Source organism: Amycolatopsis cihanbeyliensis, assembly GCF_006715045.1.
In the GTDB taxonomy this organism is placed as follows: Bacteria; Actinomycetota; Actinomycetes; order Mycobacteriales; family Pseudonocardiaceae; genus Amycolatopsis; species Amycolatopsis cihanbeyliensis.
This window is the reverse complement of the sequence record NZ_VFML01000001.1, coordinates 5,703,614-5,722,527: the sequence shown is the minus strand read 5'-3', so window position 1 is coordinate 5,722,527 and position 18,914 is coordinate 5,703,614. Positions and strand designations below refer to the sequence as shown.

Below are 18,914 nucleotides of genomic sequence, written 5' to 3'. Positions count from 1 at the left end.
CGGACAATTGATCGCCGAGTCGTCAACTGTTCAAGCCTGCGATCTACCGCTTAGCGCGGCGTGTCTGTCGTCGTCTGCGATGCCTGATCAACGTTGTTCTCGCTACGCCGTTTGCATACGCACCTGGTGATCTCCGTGCAGTGTGTGTGGAACGTTGTGATTGATTGTCGAGGGTAAAGTGTGGGTCAGCTACTCTTAGGTTGGATCGTTACCTGGGTCTATGGCGGCTGTGACGGAACTAGGCCTACGTTCGACATCGCGGAATATTACTGCCAGGGCTGGAGGCTTAGTGACGTCAGTTGAGGCTGTTGCTGCTGCAAGCGGTGGCTGCTGGGAGTTGTATCGCGACGGCGAGGGGCGACCGGTGGTCAAGGTTGAGCTTAACAACGCAGGGAGGACTTCCGCTGAACGTTCACTGATTTTGGCGGAGGTGAAAGATTTACTTCAATCGGCGCAGCGCGGTGAATTGAAGCCATACGCTGACCTCAAGCAAATCACGCGCAATCGGCTCATCTACGAGCTTCGCTGGGAGATTGGAGATCAGTACATTCCGGCACGGCTCTGGCGTTTGTACTTCGGGTGGCACGGCAACCGAGGACCGCTGCGCTTGGGTTTGAAGTTCGGGCAGAAGCCTCGTGGAGCGCAAGGGGGCCTCGTGCAAGACGCACACATCGATGAGGCAGGTCACCGGTACAGGGACTGGCTTGCTAGGCATCCTAACAGGTAGTATAAGTTACATTTGATGAGGAGGGGTTGGCATGCGTGACGACCTTGACGACCTGCTAGGCATCGACACCGACGACCCTGAACAGCGCTTAGCGCTGGATCTGGTCAAGTCAGATCGTCACCTGCTGCTGCGTCTTGTGGCCCTCCGTGGCGATAGAGGGCTTACCCAGGCAGAGGTCGGCAGACGGATGGGCACTACCCAGCCCGCTGTTGCTGCGTTTGAACGAGCTGACGCTGATCCGAAGTTGTCGACCATCCGACGCTACGCGCTCGCAGTAGGTGCTTCAGTTCAACACTCGGTAACTAGCCGTATTTCATCGGGATCGTCTGTAGTTTCGCGAGTTACTAGGTCGGTCACCGACTCTTCGTCTCGGTCGAAGAGGGTTAAAGTTGAAGCTTCGTCATCATTGCTGAGTGAGTCCAAGTGAATATCACCGTCTTTCTTGCTGATTACGCTCAGGGTAGTCCTGGGACAAAGATCGACGCTATGGGGCTATTCTGGTCTCGAACAAAGTCGCCACTTCGGTACCATTCGGTTATTATTGCGGTCGAGACGGATGGGGATGAAAATCTTCCGCAAAATATTCACTTAGACATAAAATTGGTCGATGACTCTGGCGAGGTGGTTAAGGATGGTTCTGGGCAGGCTGTTCAGGCCACCGCTGAATTGGGTGGACCCGGGGAGAGCAACTCGCCCGTTCCGGGGATTGCCCCTGTTGTTTTAGGTATTTCGCAAGGGTTGGACTTAATGCCCGGCGTCTACAGGTGGCAAGTGACCTCGCCTGAGATTTCCGGAAATCCATGGAGTCGCAGCTTTGTAGTGATCGAGTCATCTGAGGAAGTCACGGAGTCCTGATCAGGGTAGCCCGACAGCAGTGGGTGGCCCTCGCGCCATCCCGTCGACCTGGCGTAGCCCGATCACGCTGTGTCAAGGGGGCAACACTTCCTCGCTCTGGACGTTGCGTCGTCAAGCTTGCCCCCTTGATGCAGCGTGATAGCCCTCCGTGGAGGTTGGCGGGATGGCGCGGCCCGGCCGCCCACGAACCGCAGCCCGCGTGCTGACTGCTCCGGTTGGGCTATCCCGGAGACCTGCCAGTCCGGCGAGGACACCTCTTCTTTCATGGCGGCCTCGGCCTGCCTCGGCCCGGCCGCCGCGCGAGACCGGCGGCAGCCGCACGCTCGCGCTTGGCGGCCGGGCAAGGGCATAGAGGCCGAGCGGCCCGCCGAAGGCGGGCCGCCTTGAACAAGAAAAGAAACTCTGAACACACCGGCTCTGGCAGGTGGCTACCGGTGGGAAGCGTGGGATGTGACCGCGTTCGAGGGCACTTGGCCTGCGATGAACGCGGAGAGCTGCTCGGCGGCGACGGTGTAGCAGAGCTTGTTGGTGCCGGGGACGGTCCGGGCCATGTGTGGGCTGATGATGACGCCAGGGCAGGTCCATAGAGGATGGCTTTCCGGCAGCGGCTCCGGATCGGTGACGTCTAGCGCTGCGCGAAGTCGTCCGCTTTGCGTCTCGGCATAGAGGGCGTCCGTGTTTACGATCTTTCCTCGTCCCGCGTTCACGAGTGTGGCGCCATCTGGCATCGCGGCGAGGAAAGATTCATCAACGAGACCACGGGTGTCGTCGGTGAGTGGAGCTGTAATCGCGACTATGTGATGGTCTGGCAGTAGATCGTGGACTGATTCCGGCCCGTACACATCGCCGCGTGCTCTGCTGGCGACTCGGCTACTGGTTGCGCCGAAAGCGGCAAGGCGTTCGGCGATGGCGTTGCCGATGCTGCCTGCGCCGAGGATGAGGGCCTTCTTGCCAGAGAGTGTGTCGGCATCGACACGTCGGTGTGCCCAGACGCTCTCCTGCTGATACCGCACAAGCGCGGGCCACTGGCGGTAGAGGCACAGGATGGCGGACAGGACCCATTCGGATACGGGTCCGGCATGGGCGCCGCGGGCGCTGGCTAGCGTGATGTCGCTGGGTACGTCGCTGGACCATTCGTCGGCGCCCGCGGAGAGTAGCTGCACCATCTTCAGGTTTGGGAGCTGCCCGAGGAGCTTCAGCGGCCGGTGGCTGCTGCGGTAGGGCGGAATCAGGATCTCCGCATCGTGATGCGACGCTGGTAGGTCCTGGTTGGGGTCGTAGGTCAGTACTTCGAGTCCAGCGGTCTGGCGCAGGAGTTCGACGCCTACTTCGTCGTCGGTCTCGTTGCTGACAAGTACTTGCACCGTTCTCGCTGTCCCTTCTACCGGAAGATGGGCTGGAGTAGTCCTTGCGCTTGTTGCTGGAGGGGTGGGGAGTCGGCAGAGTTGTCGACCACCTGATGCGGCAGGAGCGGGCTGAAGTCCAGGTCTAGTCCGCTGAGGTAGGTGTCCCAGTTTTCGAGCTTCCAGGCGTCTCTGGCGGCTCCACGGTGCTTGAGGTACGTGAGCATCGAGGGGACGTCGCAACGCACCCAGATCACGTGTAGCTCGGCGCCAAGGCTTGCGATCGTCGCTGCGGTCCGGTTGCACCAAGCTTGATCGTTGAACTGGCTGATAAACGGTGCTGTAACCACGGCAGATATCCCGCACTGGACGTTCTCGGTGACCGTCGCGAGCAAGGCTTCGTATTCGGCTGGCCGGATGGCTTTGACGTACGTCTCCGACTCGCGGCTGTGGGGTGACTCGCCGAGACGTTCGAGTGCGGCTTCCACGACGTGTCGGGTCGTCGTGTCCTTGTCGATGATGGGCCAGCCGGTGTTCCGAGCAAGGATGCGGCCCAGCTCGGACTTGCCTGACCCCGCGTAGCCACCGATGAGAATGACCCGTGGCTTCTCGGTGTGCTCGTCGGGGGGCTCCGGGTAGTGCACAAGCCTGCTTGAGCGTGCGCGGTTAACGATGACGCCTTCCTCGGCGAGGATGTTCATTGCTCGGCTGATCGTGGCCACGCTCGTGCCCCATTCATCAGCGAGTGTCCGGGTGGTCGGGAGCTGCTGGCCGTGCTTCAGGACGCCCGCCTCGATGTCGTTGCGGATGTTTCTGGCTATGACGAGTGCGCTGGTGCCGCGCTGGAGCTCGTCTCGTTGGGCGTCTGAGCCTGCCATGCTGCCTCGTTCCTAGCCGTGTATCAGGTGTCCACCCAGAGGGTAACAGTTGGACCGCACTGTATCTCCGCAGGTCAGGGGCGAATTGTGGGCGACTTCACTCGAACTTGTTGACTCCTTCTGATCCTGACTGTTAGCTTCTGATACAGACAGATACACGGGCAGTCAGTACGGAGGGCACGATGCGGGACATCCCGGTGAACCTGAACGGCTTCAAGTTGATGGTGACTGAGGCTCCGGTGATGAAGATGCAGGAGAAGGACGGGCAGATGGCGCCGGTGACTGACCGGGAGGGCGTGGCGAAGTTCGTGGTGTCGTTGTTCGCGAAGCGTCGGACGCGGCCTGGCGAGTTCGCGCAGAAGGGTGAGGAGATCAAGGTGACGTTGGCGTCGGATCCGGGTGAGGGGTTCGAGGAGGGTGTCTACGTCGAGCTGATCAACGGGTGCCTGAACTCGTACCAGATGGAGACCGAGGATGGGCGCACGATTTCGGGGATTTCGTTTAAGGCGGAGGGGTTGAAGCCTGCCGGGCAGGCTGAGGTGCCCTCGGCGGCCTAGCCCGGCTGCGGGCCGGTGGGTGCCCGGCCGCGAGTCTTCCCCCGGGCTCGCACATCACCACCCTGGCGCGCTGCCTTACGCGGAAACGTCCCGCGGCTTCCTGGTGAGCGGTCCCGTTCGAGTCGGGCCAGCGCACTTTGTGTTGTTTGAGAATTCCAGAGTGGGCCGATCTATGCCTTGTTTCGCGCCTTTTGTGGTGGCGCGCATTGGCTCCCGGCGTTGTGTTCCGGGGGTCTTTGTGTTCTACCACCGATATGCGGAAAGGGGGTGGTGTGTGGTGGGCACGCGGATTCACGAGACGCGGCCGGTGAAGCGGAACCGGGAACTGTAGTCGGCGTGGCGTGGGCGTTTCGAGGGCTACCGGGAAGGGAGGTTGACAACCATGGGTAGCACGGTTTTCGGCGGTCGGGGCGGGTTGTCCTCGTACGACCCGTACGGCCCGACGTGCGGGTGTGTGTGATGGCGGGGCATGTGTGCTCGGCGAACTTTTGGCTGTCCCCGGCGGGGATTGCCACCTGCCGGGTGTGCGGTCGCCAGTGGTCTATCTGACGCGAGAGTGGAAAGGGGTGGGTGTGGTGAATGTTGTGCCGTATGGGGTGTGGCTGCTGCTGGTGGCCTGCTTGGTGGTGGCGATGCCGTGGGCGGGTATCGCGGCGGTGGTGGTGTCGGCGCTGGGGTTGTCCTGGCTGGGTAGGCGCCGGTCGGGTGCTGTTGGCGGGTGGTCGTGGTGACCCGGCGGGTGCGGCCTTCGCGGCTGTTGGGCCGGGTGCGGACGTGTCTGGAGCGGGAGCGGCGGGCCTGGTTGGCGATTCCGGAGCGGGAGTTGCCGGTTGAGCCCGGGTGGCGCGCGGGTTACTGCGAAGGGCTGCGGAAGGCGCAGTTGATCGCACGGGATGGGGGTTGAAGGGATGCGGGAGATTCACAACATGATCACGGCGGTTACGGCGGCGTATGCGGACTTCGCCGCTGCCGGGCCGGATAGGGAGACCCGGGATGCGGTGGGGAATGCGGTGCGGTTCCTGGTCGCCGATTTGAACTCGATCAATCAGTTAGCGGCACGGGAAGGAGCACAGCAATGCAGGTTGGTGTGATCAACCGGCGGGCGCAGGCCAAGTACGCCGAGTTCGTCTCGGCGTTGGACCTGGTGCGTGAAGCCTTGGAGGAGATCGACACGCTGATCGGTCGGGTTGATCCGAAACGGGCCAGCGGCGGCTGGACGGTCGCCACCCCGAAAGAGCTGAAGGGGCTGCGGCGGGCTGCGATGGAGCAGTTGAACACGCTGCGGGCTTCGGCGCAGAAGTACGAAGCGGAACTGATCTCACGGGAATGGAGGCTCTAGAGATGGCGACGCATCAGGTGGATCGGGTGCTGGAGCACATGGATACCGCGATGGGCCAGTTGCGGCGCAGCATGCGGGGGATGCCGGTGCGGCAGCAGGGCTTCAAAGGCGAGCACGATGAAGCTGCGCGGGCGGTGGCGCGGTTGACGGTGGCGCTGTCGGACTGCCGCCACACCATCCGCTAACCCCGGCATCCGGTGGGCACCACCGGACGGACACAACACATCAGACGTTGAGCGCGGGCGACCGGCCATCCTAACCCTTGTGACAGTCCCGACCGTGGGGCCGCGGGGTGTGGCTGGTCGCCCGTTCTTGCGCGCAGGAAGGGACCACGAAGCATGGGTAAGGCAGAGAGCGGTCGGCGGAAGGGCCGCGAGGTCAGGACGGCGCTGTGGCTGGGTCGCCACCCCGGCACACTGGCCACCCCGGCCGCGGTCACGGCGAGCGGGCTGGAACTCGGGTGGGTCACCACTGGCGGTGTTCTCGGCGGGCTCGGCGTGGGGTTGTGTGGGTGGTATCGGGCGCATCCGGACACCTTTGACACCTGGGCTGCCCCGAGGATGCGGGCGTTTTGGCGCCGCTGGAGTAGGTATGTCGGGCGGCGGTGGACTGATGCGCTGCGGGCGTGCGACTTGTACACGGTGCACCGCAAAACCAAGGAAGAGCGCTTCCCGAGGGTGTTGAAGGTGCGCTCTCCCTCGCCGAGTGTGGACACGGTGCAGGTGCGCATTCCACCCGGTCAGCATGCGCGGCAGTGGGAGGCCAAGCTGCCGGAACTCACCGAAGCACTCAAGGCCGAACGGGTCGCGGTGGAGCGGGTCAAGCCGAGGGTGATTGGGCTGGTGATCGAGCGGACGGAACCGTTCACCGAGGTCATCGACGCACCCGACATGCCGCAGGACACCGATGCGGTGGACATCACCGACTTGTATGTGGGTGAGGATGAGTACGGCGGTGAGCTGCGGCTGGGGGTGCAGGGTGGTCGACACACCTTCATCGCCGGGGCCACGGGTGCGGGGAAGAACTCCATCCCGATGGGGCTGCTGCGGGGCCTGGCGCCGCTGATCCGGGACGGGCTGGTGCGGCTGTGGATCTGTGATCCCAAGCAGATGGAGTTCTCGACGCTGGCGCCGATCGCGCACCGTTACGCCACCGACACCGGTGACTGCGTGGGGCTTGTCGAGAACTTCGTGGCGGACATGCAGGCGGTTCAGCGCCGTCTGTCCGCTGAGGGTCAGCGCAAGATCACCGTCTCGCGGGAGACCCCGCTGAATCTGTTGATTCTGGATGAGATCGGGGCACTGCTGGCCTACGGCGACGGTGCCGACGCGCGGGAATTGCGGAAGCTGCTGGCGCTGGTCGGCTCCCAAGGGCGGGCGACCGGGCATTCGATGCACGGGCTGGTTCAGGAGCCGACGAAGGACACAGTGCCGGTGCGGGACCTGTTCACCGTGCGCATCTGCCTGCGGGTCACCTCGGCCTCCCATGTGGACATGGTGCTTGGTGACGGTGCCCGGCTGCGGGGCGCGCTGGCTGATGAGATCCCCGACGGGGAGGAAACCGCGGGCATCGGCTACGTCATCCGGCCCCGCTCGCGGGTCCCGATGCGGTTCCGCAGTGCCTACACCACCGATGCCGAGATCGCCGAACTCGTCGCCTTCGTCCAACACGGACAACACGGTGCCGGGATGGATCTGCGGGTGGTGGCCTGATGACCCGCCGCGAGGACGCGCACCTGCGCATGCTTGACGCCTTCCAGCGCTTGCAATCGCGCGCGGCCGATTGGCTCGACTTGGTCCGTCAGGACACCGAACAACGTCTGGGTTCTTACGAGACCGAAGACGTTATCGAGGACCCGGACTACTGCGCAGCGCTCAAGGTGTACGGCGCAATCACTGACACGCAGGAGATCGCACGCCGTAGCGCGGCGTAACCACAGAGGACAGATCACAACAAGGATGGGAGGGACAGCACGATGTGGCATATCGGATTCCTGGCCTGGCGTGCATGGGTGTGGGCGCGAGTACTCGTCCCGGCGGGGCTGCTGCTGTGGCTGGTCTACCACGTACACGGCAACTCCCCCGCGTTTTGGATCACCACCCTGTTCGTGGTCGGGGTGCTGTGCGGTGCCTGGTTCGTACTGCGTGACCTCGCCCGCCACGAACGCGACACCCCGGCGAGAGGGGGACGGTGGTGAGCGATCAACTCGACCTGTTCGGCACCCCTACCGGTCAGGCCGCGACAGCGGCGGGACGGGCGTGCCCACCGGCCAAGACGCGACGCGGGGCGCGCTCGAGTGCGGGGAGCCCGGCGGTGGCTGTGGAGGTACTGGCTGAAATCGAGCAGTACCGGTACGGCATGTTGGATGACACCGACCGGGTGGTGGTGTTCGAGGACACCGACCGGGTGCGCATGGCCCTCGATGAGGACGCGGTACATCACCTGATCAGCCAGGGCTACGCGCAACGCTGCCCCGCCCGCGAAACCGTCTCCTGCCATCACGGCGCCATCCGCAAACCGGTCACGCCGCTACGGCTGACCAAACGCGGCCGGACGCTGCTGTATCGCTGGTCCAGCCTCGCGCCACTCCACCGATCCCAGGAAGGGTAGTCATGCACAACAATTTTGATGAACTGACCGGCCGTGTCCTTCGGCGGGCGAGTGAGTACTACGACCTTCGCCAACGGGAGAGCGCCCAGCGTCACGGCGAGTTCTGGTTCGTAGACGAGCGTCTCGCCGAGATGGCTGACGACATCAAGAACCACTTCGAGACGCTGGCGGACATCTTCCGGATCGAAGCCGAACGCTTCCGCACCGGACGTCTCTAGATCCGCAAAGGGGACGATCCTCATGTCTAACAGGGACAGTCCACCCCGGCGGTGGTCACTGGTGACCGTGATCCGGGTCGTGGTCACGGTGGTGCTCGGGGGGATCGGCGCGGCCGCGGGGTTCAAACATACCCACGATTGGGCTGTCCACCACGGCCAAACCGGATGGCTGGCCTGGGCCGACGCCGTGGTGATCGAGGGCATGGCCGTGGTCGCCGGATTCGAGATCCACCGCGACCGCGCCCAACCGGGGCCGCATCGGCCGGTGACCTTCCCGATGGTGGTGCTGGTGGTGGCCTTCGGCATCCAAATGGCCGCCCAAGTCGCGCTGGCCGAACCCACACCGGCAGGGTGGCTCCTGGCCGCGATGCCCGCACTCGGGTTCCTCGTGGTGGTCAAACTCCTCATGCGCCGCGCCACCCACCACACCACCCCAGCCACGCCAGCGAACCGGGAACCGGAGCCTGCTCCGACCGGCGAGACCACCCCGGCGGCCCCGGTCACGGTGCCGCGGCTGCGGCTACCCGCCGAGATCGCCGACAAGGTCGCTGATGTCGTGGCCGACTGCCGCCGTGACGGCCGCGAACCGACCACCAGCGACATCCGCGCAGCGACCAGGGTGTCCGAAACCTTCGCCGGTCAGATCCTCGCGACCTTGACCAGCAACAACGGCCACCCACACTCCTAGAAACCCTCCTCCGCACCCTCCTCCCCCGGGGCATAGCCACACCAGCCGGACACGCCCCGGGCTCTGGTGCGGCTACCCCCGGGGCGGCCCGGTGCCTCAACCCCGGATCGGAGCCGCACCTGTGCTCACCCTCGAAGACCGCATCCTCCAGCGGGTCCGCTCCCGCGACTACACCACCTGGCGCGCCAAAGTTCACAGCGTCAACGGCTGCGCCCAACCCATCCGGCTGGCCGGCGCCACCCAGTACCAGGACGCCACCACCGGCCGGGTCCTGCACCACCACGGCGGGGACATCCTCACCCCCTGCGGCAACCGGCGAGCCAGCGTGTGCCCGGCCTGCTCCGACCGCTACGCCGCCGACGCCTTCCACCTGCTGCGGGCCGGGCTACTCGGCGGCGCCAAGAACATCCCCGAGACCGTCACCAGCAAGCCCCGCACCTTCGCCACCCTGACCGCACCCTCCTTCGGCCCGGTACACACCGCCCGCACCAGCCACCGCGGCCGCCGCATCCCCTGCCGCTGCGGCGAGCACCACCACGACGCCGACACCCGCGTGGGCACCCCACTCGACCCGGAAAGCTACGACTACACCGGATCGGTCCTGTGGCAAGCCCACGCCGGGGTGCTCTGGCAACGCTTCACCATGCGACTACGCCGCGAGCTGGCCAAACACGCGGGCATCCCCGTACGAGACCTGCGCCATCACCTGCGGGTCTCCTACAGCAAAGTGGCCGAATACCAGCGGCGCGGGCTGATCCACTTCCACGCCGTCGTCCGGCTGGACGGCCCCGAAGGACCGGCCGATCCCGCACCGGCCTGGGCCACCTCAGACCTACTCGAGACGGCGATCGCTGCCGCGGTACCGGCGGTGCGGGTGGAGACAGCCCGGCCGGACGGCACGCGACTCGCACTGACCTGGGGAAGCCAGATCGACCAACGGCGCATCCAGCCGGCTACCGCGGCGGAGCTGGAAGACGAGCAAGGCCACATCAGCGAACAACGCCTGGCCGCCTACATCGCCAAATACGCCACCAAAGGAACCGGCAAGAGCGAAGCCGCGGACCGCCCCATCCGCTCCGAACTGGACCTGGAACACGTCCGGGTGTCGGAGCATCACCGGCGCATCATGCGCACCTGCTGGGACCTCGGCGGACACGAGCGCTACGCCCGGCTGAACCTGCGCCGCTGGACCCACATGCTCGGCTTCCGCGGCCACTTCCTCACCAAATCACAGCGCTACTCCACCACCTTCCGCGCCATCCGCGGCGACCGCCAAGCCTGGCGCCTGGCCGACACCCTCGACCGACTCGGCCTCGACCCCGGCACCGTCGCCGTGATCAACGACTGGCGCTTCCAAGGCGCCGGATACCACAGCGACGCCGAACGCGAACTCGCCGCAGGCATCGCCGAACGCATCCGCGACCACCGCAAACACCAATACCACCAGGAGAACCAACCATGAACCACACACTGTGGACCGTTGACGACGTAGCCACCTACCTCGGCGTACCCAAAAACACCCTCTACCAATGGCGCACCAAAGGCTACGGCCCCACCGGCCGCCGCATCGGCAAACACATCCGCTACCGACCCCAAGACGTTGACGCTTGGGTCGAACAACAAGGGGCTGTCTGATGGGACGGCCGCCATTGGCCGTGGGGACGCACGGCACGATCCGGTTCGTCAAGCTCGCAAAGGGCTACCGTGCGAAAGCTCGCTATCGGGGCTACGACGGCGTAGTCCGAGACCTGAGCCGCTCGGGAGCCAGCAAAACGAAGGCTGAGCGGGAACTCAAGAGCGCCATTGCGAGTGAGCTGCAAACGCCGACCGGCGGTGACATCACCGGCAGAAGCCGTTTCCGCGAAGTCGCCGAACGCTGGCTCGCCTGGCAGGAACGACGAGTCGCTGACGGTGAGCGTGCTACCGGGACCTTGGACAACTACCGGAGCATGCTCAATAACCACGTCCTATCGGCCTTCGGGGAACTGCGAGTGAGTGAGGTAACCGTTCCGCGGCTCGACCGGTTCTTTCCGGTCGTCCGGCAGAAGGCGAGTGCCGCGCACGCTCGAACTGCGCGGGCAGTGGTGGGTGGTGTGCTGCGCTACGCCGTCCGGCATGGTGCGCTCACGACCAACCCGATACGGGAGATCGAGCCGATCGAGGGCGGGTCACGTAAGAAGGCGCGTGCTTTGAGTCCGGACGAACGCCGGTCCTGGCTGGCTCAACTGGAGCTTGATCCGAGGGCGGTAGGCAAGGACTTGCCGGACCTGACTCGGTTCCTGATGGCAACCGGCGTACGGATCGGCGAAGCGCTGGCTCTGTACTGGGAAGACGTGGACCTCGACGCGGGAACGGTGGCCATCGCGTGGACGGTAGTGCGGGTTCGCGGCGAGGGCCTGCGCCGTACCGATCCCAAATCGGAGTCCGGTGAACGGCTGCTCGCGCTGCCCACCTGGGCGGTAGACATGCTGCGGCTGCGTTGGAAGACGGCGCAAGCCGAGAACCGTGCGCCGGACAGTCCTGTGTTCCCGGATACGTACGGAGGTCTGCGGGACCCCTCGAACACCCGGCGCGCGCTGCGGGAGGCTCGGGGCAGTGAGGGGTTCGCGTGGGTCACGTCGCACGTGTTCCGGAAGACAGCGGCCACGATCATGGATGAGGCGGGGTTGTCGGCTCGGGTGATCGCTGATCAGCTCGGGCACGCTCGGCCGTCGCTCACGCAGGACGTCTACATGGGTCGTGGCGCGGTTTCGACGGATGCGGCGACCGCGTTGGAAAACGTGTTGTGAGGGTCAGCGGGTTTGTGGGGCGTAAGTGGGGCGCACGATCACTCCGCCCCACTCCCACAAGCCGCTCACCAGCGTGTACGTACCCCCGACGGGACTCGAACCCGCACTGTGTCGATTTTAAGTCGACTGCCTCTGCCGGTTGGGCTACGGGGGCACGGTACAGCTTATGCCAAGCAGGCTCAGGAGGACTTGGACGCCCTGTCGAACTCTTCCTTCGGGTAGTTGATCTGCCCGAGCGAGATGACCTCCCGGCGGAACAGGCCGCCCAGCAGCCAGTCCATGGTGATCCGGACCTTGCGGTTGAAGGTCGGCATCGCCTTGACGTGGTAGGCGCGGTGAAACACCCAGGCCGGGAAGCCCTTGATCTTGAGGCGCAGCGCGTCCGCGACGCCCTTGTGCAGGCCGAGGCTGGCGACCGCGCCGAGGTTCTTGTGGAAGTAGTCCTTCGGCTGCCCGCCACGAACGACCCGGATGATGTTCTTCGCGAGGTGCCGTGCCTGGCGGACGGCGTGCTGCGCGTTCGGCGGGCAGGTCGCGGTGGGGTCCTCTTCGGTGCGCGAGAGGTCCGGTACGGCGGCGTTGTCGCCCGCCGTCCAGGCGTCCGGATGGCCGACGATCTGCAGGCCGGCGGTGGCCTGCATCCGGCCGCGCTTGTCCACCGGTAGGTCGGAGCCCGCCAGCACCGGGTTGGCCTTGACCCCGGCGGTCCAGATGATGGTGTCGCTCTCGAACTCGGTGCCGTCGGAGAGTTGGACGTACCCGTCCTCGAAGGATTTGGCCGCCGTCGAAAGGTAGACCTCGATGCCGCGCTTCTCCAGCTGCTCCGCGGTCCACACGCCGAGGGTCTCGCGCACCTCGGGCAGGATCCGGCCTGCCGCCTCCACCAGCACCCACCGGATGTCCTCCGGCTCGATGTTCTCGTAGTACCGGGTGGCGAACCGGGTCATGTCCTCGAGCTCGGCGAGCGCCTCGATGCCGGCGAACCCGCCACCGACCACCGTGAACGTGAGCAAACGCTTGCGCAGCTCCGGGTCGAGCGTGCTCGCGGCCTCGTCCAGCTTGGTCATCACGTGGTTGCGCAGGTAGATCGCCTCGCCGATGGTCTTGAAGGCGATGCCCTGCTCGGCCAGGCCGGGAATCGGCAGGATCCGGGCGACCGCACCGAGGGCCACCACCAGCACGTCGTAGGAAAGGTGCTCGGTGTGCCCGTCGGCGGCCTCGACGGTGACGGACTTGCGCTCGTGTTCGATGCCGGTGACCCGCGCGGTCAGCACGTGACAGCGCTTGAGTACCCGCCGCAGCGGGACGACGACATGCCGGGGCTCGATGGCACCAGCCGCCGCCTCCGGCAGGAACGGCTGATACGTCATATGCGGCTGGGGATCGACGACGGTGACGGACGCCTCGTTGGCCCGGAGCTTCTTCTGCAGGCCCAACGCCGTGTACAGCCCGACGTATCCCCCACCGAGAATCAAGATCCGAGTCGGTTCCGACTTCACTGCGGCCATACCGTCATACTCCCACCCATCCGGGCAGGTCGCTCGGGGACCCCGATCCGCTGTGACCAGCGTCGCCGCGACGACCGAAACGATTCAGTGCCGCTCACCCCGGGTGCGCCCACGGCTACCGGGCGAGGCCCGCGGCGGACCCCGCCTCGTGCAGCACGGTACGCAGCATGGCCGGGGTCAGCGTCCCGGTCTGGGTGTTGCGTTGGGAGACGTGGTAGCAGCCGAACACCGGTAACCCGTCCAGCACGACCCGCGCCCCGTGGCCGAACCGGGGCCGTGGCCGCGGCACGGTCCAGCCGCACTGATCCAGCACCGGCAGCAAGGCCTGCCAGCCGAAACCCCCGAGCACGACCACGGCGCGCAGGGTCGGCCGGAGCAGTTCCAGCTCCCGCACCAGCCACGGGCGGCAGGCGTCCCGCTCGGCCGGGGTCGGCCGGTTGGCGGGTGGCGCGCAGTGCACCGGTGCGGTCACCCGCGTGCCACGCAGCTCGAGCCCGTCACCGCGATGCGTGGACTCCGGCCGGGAGGCGAGGCCCACGTCATAGAGCGCCTGGAACAGCACGTCACCGGACCGGTCCCCGGTGAACATCCGCCCGGTCCGGTTGCCACCGTGCGCGGCGGGTGCCAGCCCGACGACGGCCAACGCCGCGTCCGCGGGGCCGAAGCCGGGAACCGGACGCCCCCAGTACTCCTCATCGGCGAACGCGGCACGCCTGGTCTCGGCCACCCGCTCGCGCCAGGTCACCAGCCGCGGGCAGGCCCGGCACTCGCCGACCGCGGCGTCGAGCGCGGCCAGCGTGGCGGGAAAGGTACTCACCCCGACATTGTCGCTTGATCTAGGTTGGAGACATGTCACAGACCTCCACGGAGACCGCAGAGCCACAAGCCGAGCAGGACGCCAAGCGGGACGAGCCCACCGACGACCTGGTCACCAAGCAGCACACCATCACCATCGACGGCCAGGAGCTGGCGTACACCACGCGAACGGGCCGCATCGTGCTGCGCAAAGAGGTTCTGACCAAGGACAAGTTCGAAGGGCACCTCGCCAAGGCGGAGGTGTTCCTGACCTCCTACACCCTCGACGGTGCCGAGCCCGGCTCCCGGCCGGTCACCTTCGCCTTCAACGGCGGTCCCGGTTCGTCCAGCATCTGGCTGCACATGGGGGTGCTCGGGCCCCGGCGCGCGGTCGCCGGCGACGTGAACGCCCCCGAGCCGCCGCCGTACCGGCTGGCCGACAATCCGGACACCCTGCTGGCGCACAGCGACCTGGTGTTCATCGACCCGGTCTCCACCGGCTACTCCCGTGCCGTCACCGGGGAGAAGCCGAAGGAGTACCACGACGTCGCGCCGGACATCGAGTCGATCAGCGAGATCATCCGGCTGTGGGTGTCCCGGAACGAGCGCTGGCTCTCACCGAAGTTCGTGGCCGGTGAGTCCTACGGCACCCTGCGTGCGGCCGGCCTCGCGGCGCACCTGCAGGACCGGCACGGCCTCTACCTGAACGGGCTGCTGCTGATCTCCTCCGTGCTGGACATGGGCACCATCCGGTTCGTCGAGGGCAACGACCTGCCGTACTCGCTGTACGTGCCCACCTACGCCGCGATCGCGCATTACCACGGCGTGCACGGCAACCGGCCGCTGGCGGAACTGCTGGCCGAGGCCGAGGAGTTCGCCTCCCGGGACCTGCCGTGGGCGCTGCAGCGCGGGGCGCGGCTGACCGATGCGGAGCGCACCGAGGCGGTGCGCAGGCTCGCCGCACTCACCGGGCTCAGCGAGTCCTATGTGGATCGGGTGAACCTGCGCATCGAACATCTGCGCTTCTTCACCGAGTTGCTGCGGGAGCGCGGGCTGGTCACCGGCCGGATGGACGGCCGGTTCACCACCTGGGAGCCGGACGGCGGCAGGGAGCTGATGAGCGACGACGCGTCGATCTCCCGGATCGTCGGCGCCTACTCGGCGGCGTTCAACCACTACGTGCGGGCCGAGCTGGGCTACGCCAACGACCTGCCGTACCAGATCCTGTCGGTGGACGTGAACAAGGCGTGGGCGTACGCCGACTACACCGGGCGACCGGTGTCCGTCGTGGACGACCTCAGTTCGGCGATGCGGGCCAACCCGCACCTGAAGGTGCACGTGGCCCTCGGCCACTACGACGGCGCCACGCCGTACTACGCGGCCGAGCACGTGCTCGCGAACCTGAGGATTCCCGCCGAGTTGCGGGAGAACGTGGAGACGGCCTACTACCCGGCGGGCCACATGATGTACGTGCACGAGCCCAGCCGCCAGCAGCAGGGTCGCGACCTCGGCAGGTTCATCGCCACCAGCTCGAACCGGTAGCTCGCGATGATCTAGCTCAACACGAGCATGGGGCAAACATGGGGCCAAAGGGGCCTACACCTGAGAGATACCCATGTTCGTTCCATGCCACAACCAGCACCCAAGCTTGGTCTTCGTAAGCACGTCGTCCTATGTCGACAACCAATGGATCGGGTGGGTCGACGACGACCGTGAGCGGAACGGGTAACGGTACGGCGGCCGGGAGTGGTGGGCGTGCTGGCGCGAAGACAGCGACACTGCCACCCGCTGAAACAGCGGTCTTGACACCACCCGCAGTGCGGCGCATCAAGCTCTCCTCGAACAGGTCAGCGGAGCCGAGTCGTGATCCACCGCGCCTGGCGCCGTCTGGTGACAACTCCGCAACAACCACCCATCAGCGGTAACGATCAAGCGCGACAAAGCCGATCCCCCGAATACTCACGACCAACCAGGAGGACCAATGCCTCAGCACATCACCACGGCGCTTCCGCTGGCCGGCCCGCCGTGGCAGTCCAGCCTCAGACCGCCGCTGAGACGGTGATCTTGCTGCGTTTCATTCAACGCATCCTAGCTTCGCCAGTTCCGATCACGCGACGAAGTTTATGGCAAGGCTCAACAACACAGCCAATCCACCAAATTGCCCGGGACCGGAGGTCCATCCATGCGGCTCATCGCGGCCGTGGCGCTTGCCATCCTTCTCGGGGGGTGCGGAACCGACGAGACCACGCCATCTCCGGCAACGCCCGCCGTATCAACCACGACCCAGCCAACAACATCACGCGACGCCGCTGATCTCTTTCTGCGCTTCCTCGAAGTCCAAGGGGTCACGCCTCCGCTGAAGTCAACTGCGGTCCGCCAGGCTGAATTGATCGCAGAAGACGTGTGCCTCAAGATCAAGTACGACGAACCGATGGTCGCCGCTCACCTCCTTACGCCACTCAACGGACACTATGAGTACACGGCACAGCGGTGGATCGCAGAGAATGCGCAAGCTGTGGCCAACGCGCTCGCCGACTCCTACTGCCAGAACAGCTAGCCTGACCGTGTTCACCCGATCGGGTAGTGGCTACCCTGGTGGTGCACCTCTTCGCGGAGGAACGCCCCGGTCGACGGGCCGGGGCACGCGAGGAGGGCGATTCCGCGAAGAGGTTGCTCGTGCCGGCACGCTCACATGGAGAACCAACCGAGATCGGCCAGCGCGTCCGGGCGATCCGTCGTCGGCGGGGCTTGAGTCTCGACACTGCGGCCGGGTTGGCCGGTATCTCGAAGGCGTACCTATCCTTACTGGAGCGCGGCGAACGCCGTTTCGAGCGGCGCGGCCTGCTCGAAGATCTGGCCAATGCGCTCGGTTGCGCGGTGATCGACCTCACCGGACAGCCCTATTTGCCCGGTGACCGAGTAAGCGCAGAAGCGCTGGCCACATTGCCGCCGATCTCGGTAGCGTTGTACGACGCTACGCTAGAGGACGTGCCGGACGTGCCCGCGCGACCGGTCGAGCAACTCGCCCGCTTGGCGCGCGTGTCGAACGAGCACTCGGCGAATTCACTCTACTCCCTGGCTGGATACGACCTCGGCGACCTACTGACCGAACTTCACGTGCACGCGGTGACCGGCGAGCCCGACACTCGGCGGGCCGCGCTCGCCGCTTTGGTCGAGGCGTGCTTCGTCGCCGCGGGGAATGCGCGGTCGCTTGGCAACTACGACCTAGCGGTGACGGCTGCCAGGCGCGCGCAGGATGCCGCACGGCGGCTAGATGACCCGGCGCTGTCGGCGTTCGCAGCGATGACAGGCACAGGCGCCCTGAGTCGGCTCGGCGCACGACACAGGGCGCAACGGGTCGCCAGTACGGCGCTTGCGGAAGTGGAGTATGTCGATCCAGAAGCCAAGTACACAGGTCCGGCCGAGGCTGCGGGCATGCTGCATCTGTCGTCGGCGCAGATGGCCGCCAAAGACCATGACGCCGACCGGGCCGCTACCCATCTCCAGGCGGCGGCCGAGCTGGCCGAACGTACCGGTGAGCGCAATGCGCTCCAGTTCACCTTCGGCCCGGCCAACGTACAGGCGTGGTCGTTGTCGGTCGCGGTCGAGCTCGGGCAAGGCACCGAGCGCGCCGAGACGATCGCCCGAACTCCAGGCTATGACGCGAATCTGGTCACGGCTGACCGGAAAGCGGCCCTGCACTTCGACCTGGCACGTGCCTACGCGCAGGCCGAGGGCGCGCGCGACGGCGACGCGGTGCGGCATCTGGACCTTGCGGACCGAATCGCTCCGCAGCGCATTCGCCACGACCCAGTATCCCGGGAGCTGCTCGCGGAGCTGGACACCAGAGTGAAGCGCCGTTCCTGGGAGCTGGAGAGCCTGAAACATCGGCTCACAGGGGTTGACAGTTTGTAAACACAAGCGCGTCACATCGCGCTTAGCGTTCGTCCTATGACGGACGGCGACTGGCCCTCGTCCCCTCCGGGATGGCTTGCGTGGCGGGGCGAGCTGCACTACATCACCGGCTACTCCCGCGGTCGGGAGAACGGCGGGATACGGGGGATCATCGCGTGCGTCGATCAGCGGATCGTGCACGAGGACCATGTGACGGTCGACCCGCCGAAATGCCAGACGTGCGCGGCCTATGCGGAGCGGCGCCGGGCCGAGCTGACCGATGTGCCGCCGGTGCTCGGCGGCTGGGGCGGGTGGCAAGGGGTGCCGCGGTGAGGCGCAGGCATCGGCCGCCGCGTGAGTTCGCGTCGCTGCGCGCGGACAGGGCCGATGTCGCCGGGTGGGACCGGCTGGCGCGGGAGGCCCGGACCTGCTGGCATTGCAAGGCGACCTACCCGACCGCCGAGCACGCCACCCGGTGCGAGGAGTTCCACGAGGCGCAGGACGATGCAGCTCGTGAGGCGGCACGCGGTGGCCGGGCGAGCGGAGCGCGCCGATGATCCCGCGGCAGGACCGGCCGCTGCTGGTGCTGGTGCTGCTCGCCCTGGCGGTATCGCTGGTGCAGTCGATCGGCCTGTCTGCCGGGTGGTGGTGCGGCTGCTGAGCCCCGGACGCTGCCGGTTCCCCTCCCCGACCCGAGGGCGTTCCGTCTCTCC

Annotated in this window: 25 protein-coding genes and 1 tRNA gene; 21 read left to right on the top strand and 5 right to left on the bottom strand. The window is 66.1% G+C overall.

Annotated elements, in window-relative coordinates; translation table 11 throughout:
* The first annotated feature begins 758 nt into the window (after positions 1–758).
* Both FB471_RS36000 and FB471_RS26150 read left to right on the top strand, forming a co-directional pair.
* A complete protein-coding gene (locus tag FB471_RS36000; RefSeq protein WP_142000977.1) occupies positions 759–1,154 on the top strand; it encodes a helix-turn-helix domain-containing protein in 396 nt (131 codons plus the stop codon).
* The gene (locus FB471_RS26150) at positions 1,151–1,582 is read left to right on the top strand and encodes a hypothetical protein (protein WP_142000976.1); all 432 of its coding nucleotides are present in this window, start codon (positions 1,151–1,153) and stop codon (positions 1,580–1,582) included. Before FB471_RS36000 ends, FB471_RS26150 begins: the two co-directional genes overlap by 4 nt.
* Positions 1,583–2,010: 428 nt before the next feature.
* Here the strand turns inward: FB471_RS26150 and FB471_RS26145 are convergent, their stop codons facing one another.
* Both FB471_RS26145 and FB471_RS26140 read right to left on the bottom strand, forming a co-directional pair.
* On the bottom strand, positions 2,011–2,946 hold the full coding sequence (locus FB471_RS26145) for a 2-hydroxyacid dehydrogenase (RefSeq protein ID WP_246076592.1): 936 nt from the start codon (positions 2,944–2,946) through the stop codon (positions 2,011–2,013).
* Positions 2,947–2,963: 17 nt separating this feature from the next.
* The gene (locus FB471_RS26140; protein WP_142000975.1) at positions 2,964–3,803 is read right to left on the bottom strand and encodes a GntR family transcriptional regulator; all 840 of its coding nucleotides are present in this window, start codon (positions 3,801–3,803) and stop codon (positions 2,964–2,966) included.
* Positions 3,804–3,985: 182 nt separating this feature from the next.
* Here FB471_RS26140 and FB471_RS26135 point away from each other — a divergent pair, with 182 nt between their 5' ends.
* The 14 genes from FB471_RS26135 (at position 3,986) to FB471_RS26075 (ending at position 12,004) form a co-directional block, all read left to right on the top strand.
* Entirely contained in the window at positions 3,986–4,360 is a 375-nt protein-coding gene (locus FB471_RS26135; protein ID WP_142000974.1) for a hypothetical protein, read from the top strand.
* Between the two features lie 575 nt (positions 4,361–4,935).
* The gene (locus FB471_RS34265) at positions 4,936–5,091 is read left to right on the top strand and encodes a hypothetical protein (RefSeq protein WP_170220946.1); all 156 of its coding nucleotides are present in this window, start codon (positions 4,936–4,938) and stop codon (positions 5,089–5,091) included.
* 177 nt (positions 5,092–5,268) lie between these two features.
* Positions 5,269–5,451: a hypothetical protein gene (locus FB471_RS26130; protein WP_142000973.1), complete on the top strand. Its 183-nt coding sequence runs from the start codon at positions 5,269–5,271 to the stop codon at positions 5,449–5,451.
* Positions 5,436–5,699, top strand: coding sequence for a hypothetical protein (locus FB471_RS26125; RefSeq protein WP_142000972.1), 264 nt, complete (start codon positions 5,436–5,438; stop codon positions 5,697–5,699). The genes FB471_RS26130 and FB471_RS26125 overlap by 16 nt, the downstream gene beginning before the upstream one ends.
* Before the next feature lie 2 nt (positions 5,700–5,701).
* Positions 5,702–5,884 (top strand): hypothetical protein, encoded by a 183-nt coding sequence (locus FB471_RS26120; protein ID WP_142000971.1) that lies wholly within the window; start codon positions 5,702–5,704, stop codon positions 5,882–5,884.
* A 153-nt stretch (positions 5,885–6,037) separates the two neighbouring features.
* Entirely contained in the window at positions 6,038–7,411 is a 1,374-nt protein-coding gene (locus FB471_RS26115) for an FtsK/SpoIIIE domain-containing protein (RefSeq protein WP_142000970.1), read from the top strand.
* On the top strand, positions 7,411–7,632 hold the full coding sequence (locus FB471_RS26110; RefSeq protein ID WP_142000969.1) for a hypothetical protein: 222 nt from the start codon (positions 7,411–7,413) through the stop codon (positions 7,630–7,632). Before FB471_RS26115 ends, FB471_RS26110 begins: the two co-directional genes overlap by 1 nt.
* A 42-nt stretch (positions 7,633–7,674) precedes the next feature.
* On the top strand, positions 7,675–7,896 hold the full coding sequence (locus FB471_RS26105; RefSeq protein WP_142000968.1) for a hypothetical protein: 222 nt from the start codon (positions 7,675–7,677) through the stop codon (positions 7,894–7,896).
* A 116-nt stretch (positions 7,897–8,012) separates the two neighbouring features.
* The gene (locus FB471_RS26100; protein WP_142000967.1) at positions 8,013–8,309 is read left to right on the top strand and encodes a hypothetical protein; all 297 of its coding nucleotides are present in this window, start codon (positions 8,013–8,015) and stop codon (positions 8,307–8,309) included.
* A 2-nt stretch (positions 8,310–8,311) separates the two neighbouring features.
* A complete protein-coding gene (locus tag FB471_RS26095) occupies positions 8,312–8,527 on the top strand; it encodes a hypothetical protein (protein WP_142000966.1) in 216 nt (71 codons plus the stop codon).
* Between the two features lie 61 nt (positions 8,528–8,588).
* Entirely contained in the window at positions 8,589–9,215 is a 627-nt protein-coding gene (locus tag FB471_RS26090) for a DUF2637 domain-containing protein (protein WP_246076591.1), read from the top strand.
* Positions 9,216–9,336: 121 nt separating this feature from the next.
* Complete coding sequence (locus tag FB471_RS26085; protein ID WP_142000964.1) at positions 9,337–10,677, top strand: replication initiator; 1,341 nt, start codon at positions 9,337–9,339, stop codon at positions 10,675–10,677.
* Complete coding sequence (locus tag FB471_RS26080) at positions 10,674–10,850, top strand: helix-turn-helix transcriptional regulator (protein WP_142000963.1); 177 nt, start codon at positions 10,674–10,676, stop codon at positions 10,848–10,850. The genes FB471_RS26085 and FB471_RS26080 overlap by 4 nt, the downstream gene beginning before the upstream one ends.
* On the top strand, positions 10,850–12,004 hold the full coding sequence (locus FB471_RS26075) for a tyrosine-type recombinase/integrase (RefSeq protein ID WP_142000962.1): 1,155 nt from the start codon (positions 10,850–10,852) through the stop codon (positions 12,002–12,004). Before FB471_RS26080 ends, FB471_RS26075 begins: the two co-directional genes overlap by 1 nt.
* An 80-nt stretch (positions 12,005–12,084) precedes the next feature.
* Here FB471_RS26075 and FB471_RS26070 read toward each other — a convergent pair.
* The 3 genes from FB471_RS26070 to FB471_RS26060 form a co-directional block, all read right to left on the bottom strand.
* Positions 12,085–12,158: transfer RNA gene (locus tag FB471_RS26070), tRNA-Leu, on the bottom strand.
* A 25-nt stretch (positions 12,159–12,183) separates the two neighbouring features.
* Positions 12,184–13,512 carry an NAD(P)/FAD-dependent oxidoreductase gene (locus tag FB471_RS26065; RefSeq protein ID WP_142000961.1) on the bottom strand — a complete coding sequence of 443 codons (1,329 nt, stop codon included), beginning with the start codon at positions 13,510–13,512 and terminating at the stop codon, positions 12,184–12,186.
* Between the two features lie 115 nt (positions 13,513–13,627).
* Positions 13,628–14,329, bottom strand: a complete 702-nt coding sequence (locus FB471_RS26060) for a uracil-DNA glycosylase (protein WP_142000960.1) — start codon at positions 14,327–14,329, stop codon at positions 13,628–13,630.
* Positions 14,330–14,361: 32 nt separating this feature from the next.
* On the opposite strand from FB471_RS26060, the gene FB471_RS26055 reads away from it, so the two are divergent.
* The 5 genes from FB471_RS26055 (at position 14,362) to FB471_RS26035 (ending at position 18,758) form a co-directional block, all read left to right on the top strand.
* A complete protein-coding gene (locus FB471_RS26055; RefSeq protein WP_142000959.1) occupies positions 14,362–15,849 on the top strand; it encodes a S10 family peptidase in 1,488 nt (495 codons plus the stop codon).
* 640 nt (positions 15,850–16,489) lie between these two features.
* Positions 16,490–16,864 (top strand): hypothetical protein, encoded by a 375-nt coding sequence (locus FB471_RS26050; protein ID WP_142000958.1) that lies wholly within the window; start codon positions 16,490–16,492, stop codon positions 16,862–16,864.
* 26 nt (positions 16,865–16,890) lie between these two features.
* Positions 16,891–18,222, top strand: a complete 1,332-nt coding sequence (locus FB471_RS26045; RefSeq protein WP_142000957.1) for a helix-turn-helix domain-containing protein — start codon at positions 16,891–16,893, stop codon at positions 18,220–18,222.
* Between the two features lie 36 nt (positions 18,223–18,258).
* Positions 18,259–18,534, top strand: a complete 276-nt coding sequence (locus FB471_RS26040) for a hypothetical protein (protein ID WP_142000956.1) — start codon at positions 18,259–18,261, stop codon at positions 18,532–18,534.
* The gene (locus FB471_RS26035; RefSeq protein ID WP_142000955.1) at positions 18,531–18,758 is read left to right on the top strand and encodes a hypothetical protein; all 228 of its coding nucleotides are present in this window, start codon (positions 18,531–18,533) and stop codon (positions 18,756–18,758) included. Before FB471_RS26040 ends, FB471_RS26035 begins: the two co-directional genes overlap by 4 nt.
* The last annotated feature ends 156 nt before the right edge of the window (positions 18,759–18,914 follow it).

Bases quoted from the DNA above. Each gene is read 5' to 3' on its own strand.
- FB471_RS36000 (WP_142000977.1), top strand. From the start codon at position 759: ATGCGTGACGACCTTGACGACCTGCTAGGCATCGACACCGACGACCCT.
- FB471_RS26115 (WP_142000970.1), top strand. From the start codon at position 6,038: ATGGGTAAGGCAGAGAGCGGTCGGCGGAAGGGCCGCGAGGTCAGGACG.
- FB471_RS26050 (WP_142000958.1), top strand. From the start codon at position 16,490: ATGCGGCTCATCGCGGCCGTGGCGCTTGCCATCCTTCTCGGGGGGTGC.
- FB471_RS26040 (WP_142000956.1), top strand. From the start codon at position 18,259: ATGACGGACGGCGACTGGCCCTCGTCCCCTCCGGGATGGCTTGCGTGG.
- FB471_RS26130 (WP_142000973.1), top strand. From the start codon at position 5,269: ATGCGGGAGATTCACAACATGATCACGGCGGTTACGGCGGCGTATGCG.
- FB471_RS26065 (WP_142000961.1), bottom strand. From the start codon at position 13,512: ATGGCCGCAGTGAAGTCGGAACCGACTCGGATCTTGATTCTCGGTGGG.
- FB471_RS26055 (WP_142000959.1), top strand. From the start codon at position 14,362: ATGTCACAGACCTCCACGGAGACCGCAGAGCCACAAGCCGAGCAGGAC.
- FB471_RS26075 (WP_142000962.1), top strand. From the start codon at position 10,850: ATGGGACGGCCGCCATTGGCCGTGGGGACGCACGGCACGATCCGGTTC.
- FB471_RS26105 (WP_142000968.1), top strand. From the start codon at position 7,675: ATGTGGCATATCGGATTCCTGGCCTGGCGTGCATGGGTGTGGGCGCGA.
- FB471_RS26120 (WP_142000971.1), top strand. From the start codon at position 5,702: ATGGCGACGCATCAGGTGGATCGGGTGCTGGAGCACATGGATACCGCG.
- FB471_RS26080 (WP_142000963.1), top strand. From the start codon at position 10,674: ATGAACCACACACTGTGGACCGTTGACGACGTAGCCACCTACCTCGGC.
- FB471_RS26135 (WP_142000974.1), top strand. From the start codon at position 3,986: ATGCGGGACATCCCGGTGAACCTGAACGGCTTCAAGTTGATGGTGACT.
- FB471_RS26110 (WP_142000969.1), top strand. From the start codon at position 7,411: ATGACCCGCCGCGAGGACGCGCACCTGCGCATGCTTGACGCCTTCCAG.
- FB471_RS26140 (WP_142000975.1), bottom strand. From the start codon at position 3,803: ATGGCAGGCTCAGACGCCCAACGAGACGAGCTCCAGCGCGGCACCAGC.
- FB471_RS26125 (WP_142000972.1), top strand. From the start codon at position 5,436: ATGCAGGTTGGTGTGATCAACCGGCGGGCGCAGGCCAAGTACGCCGAG.
- FB471_RS26095 (WP_142000966.1), top strand. From the start codon at position 8,312: ATGCACAACAATTTTGATGAACTGACCGGCCGTGTCCTTCGGCGGGCG.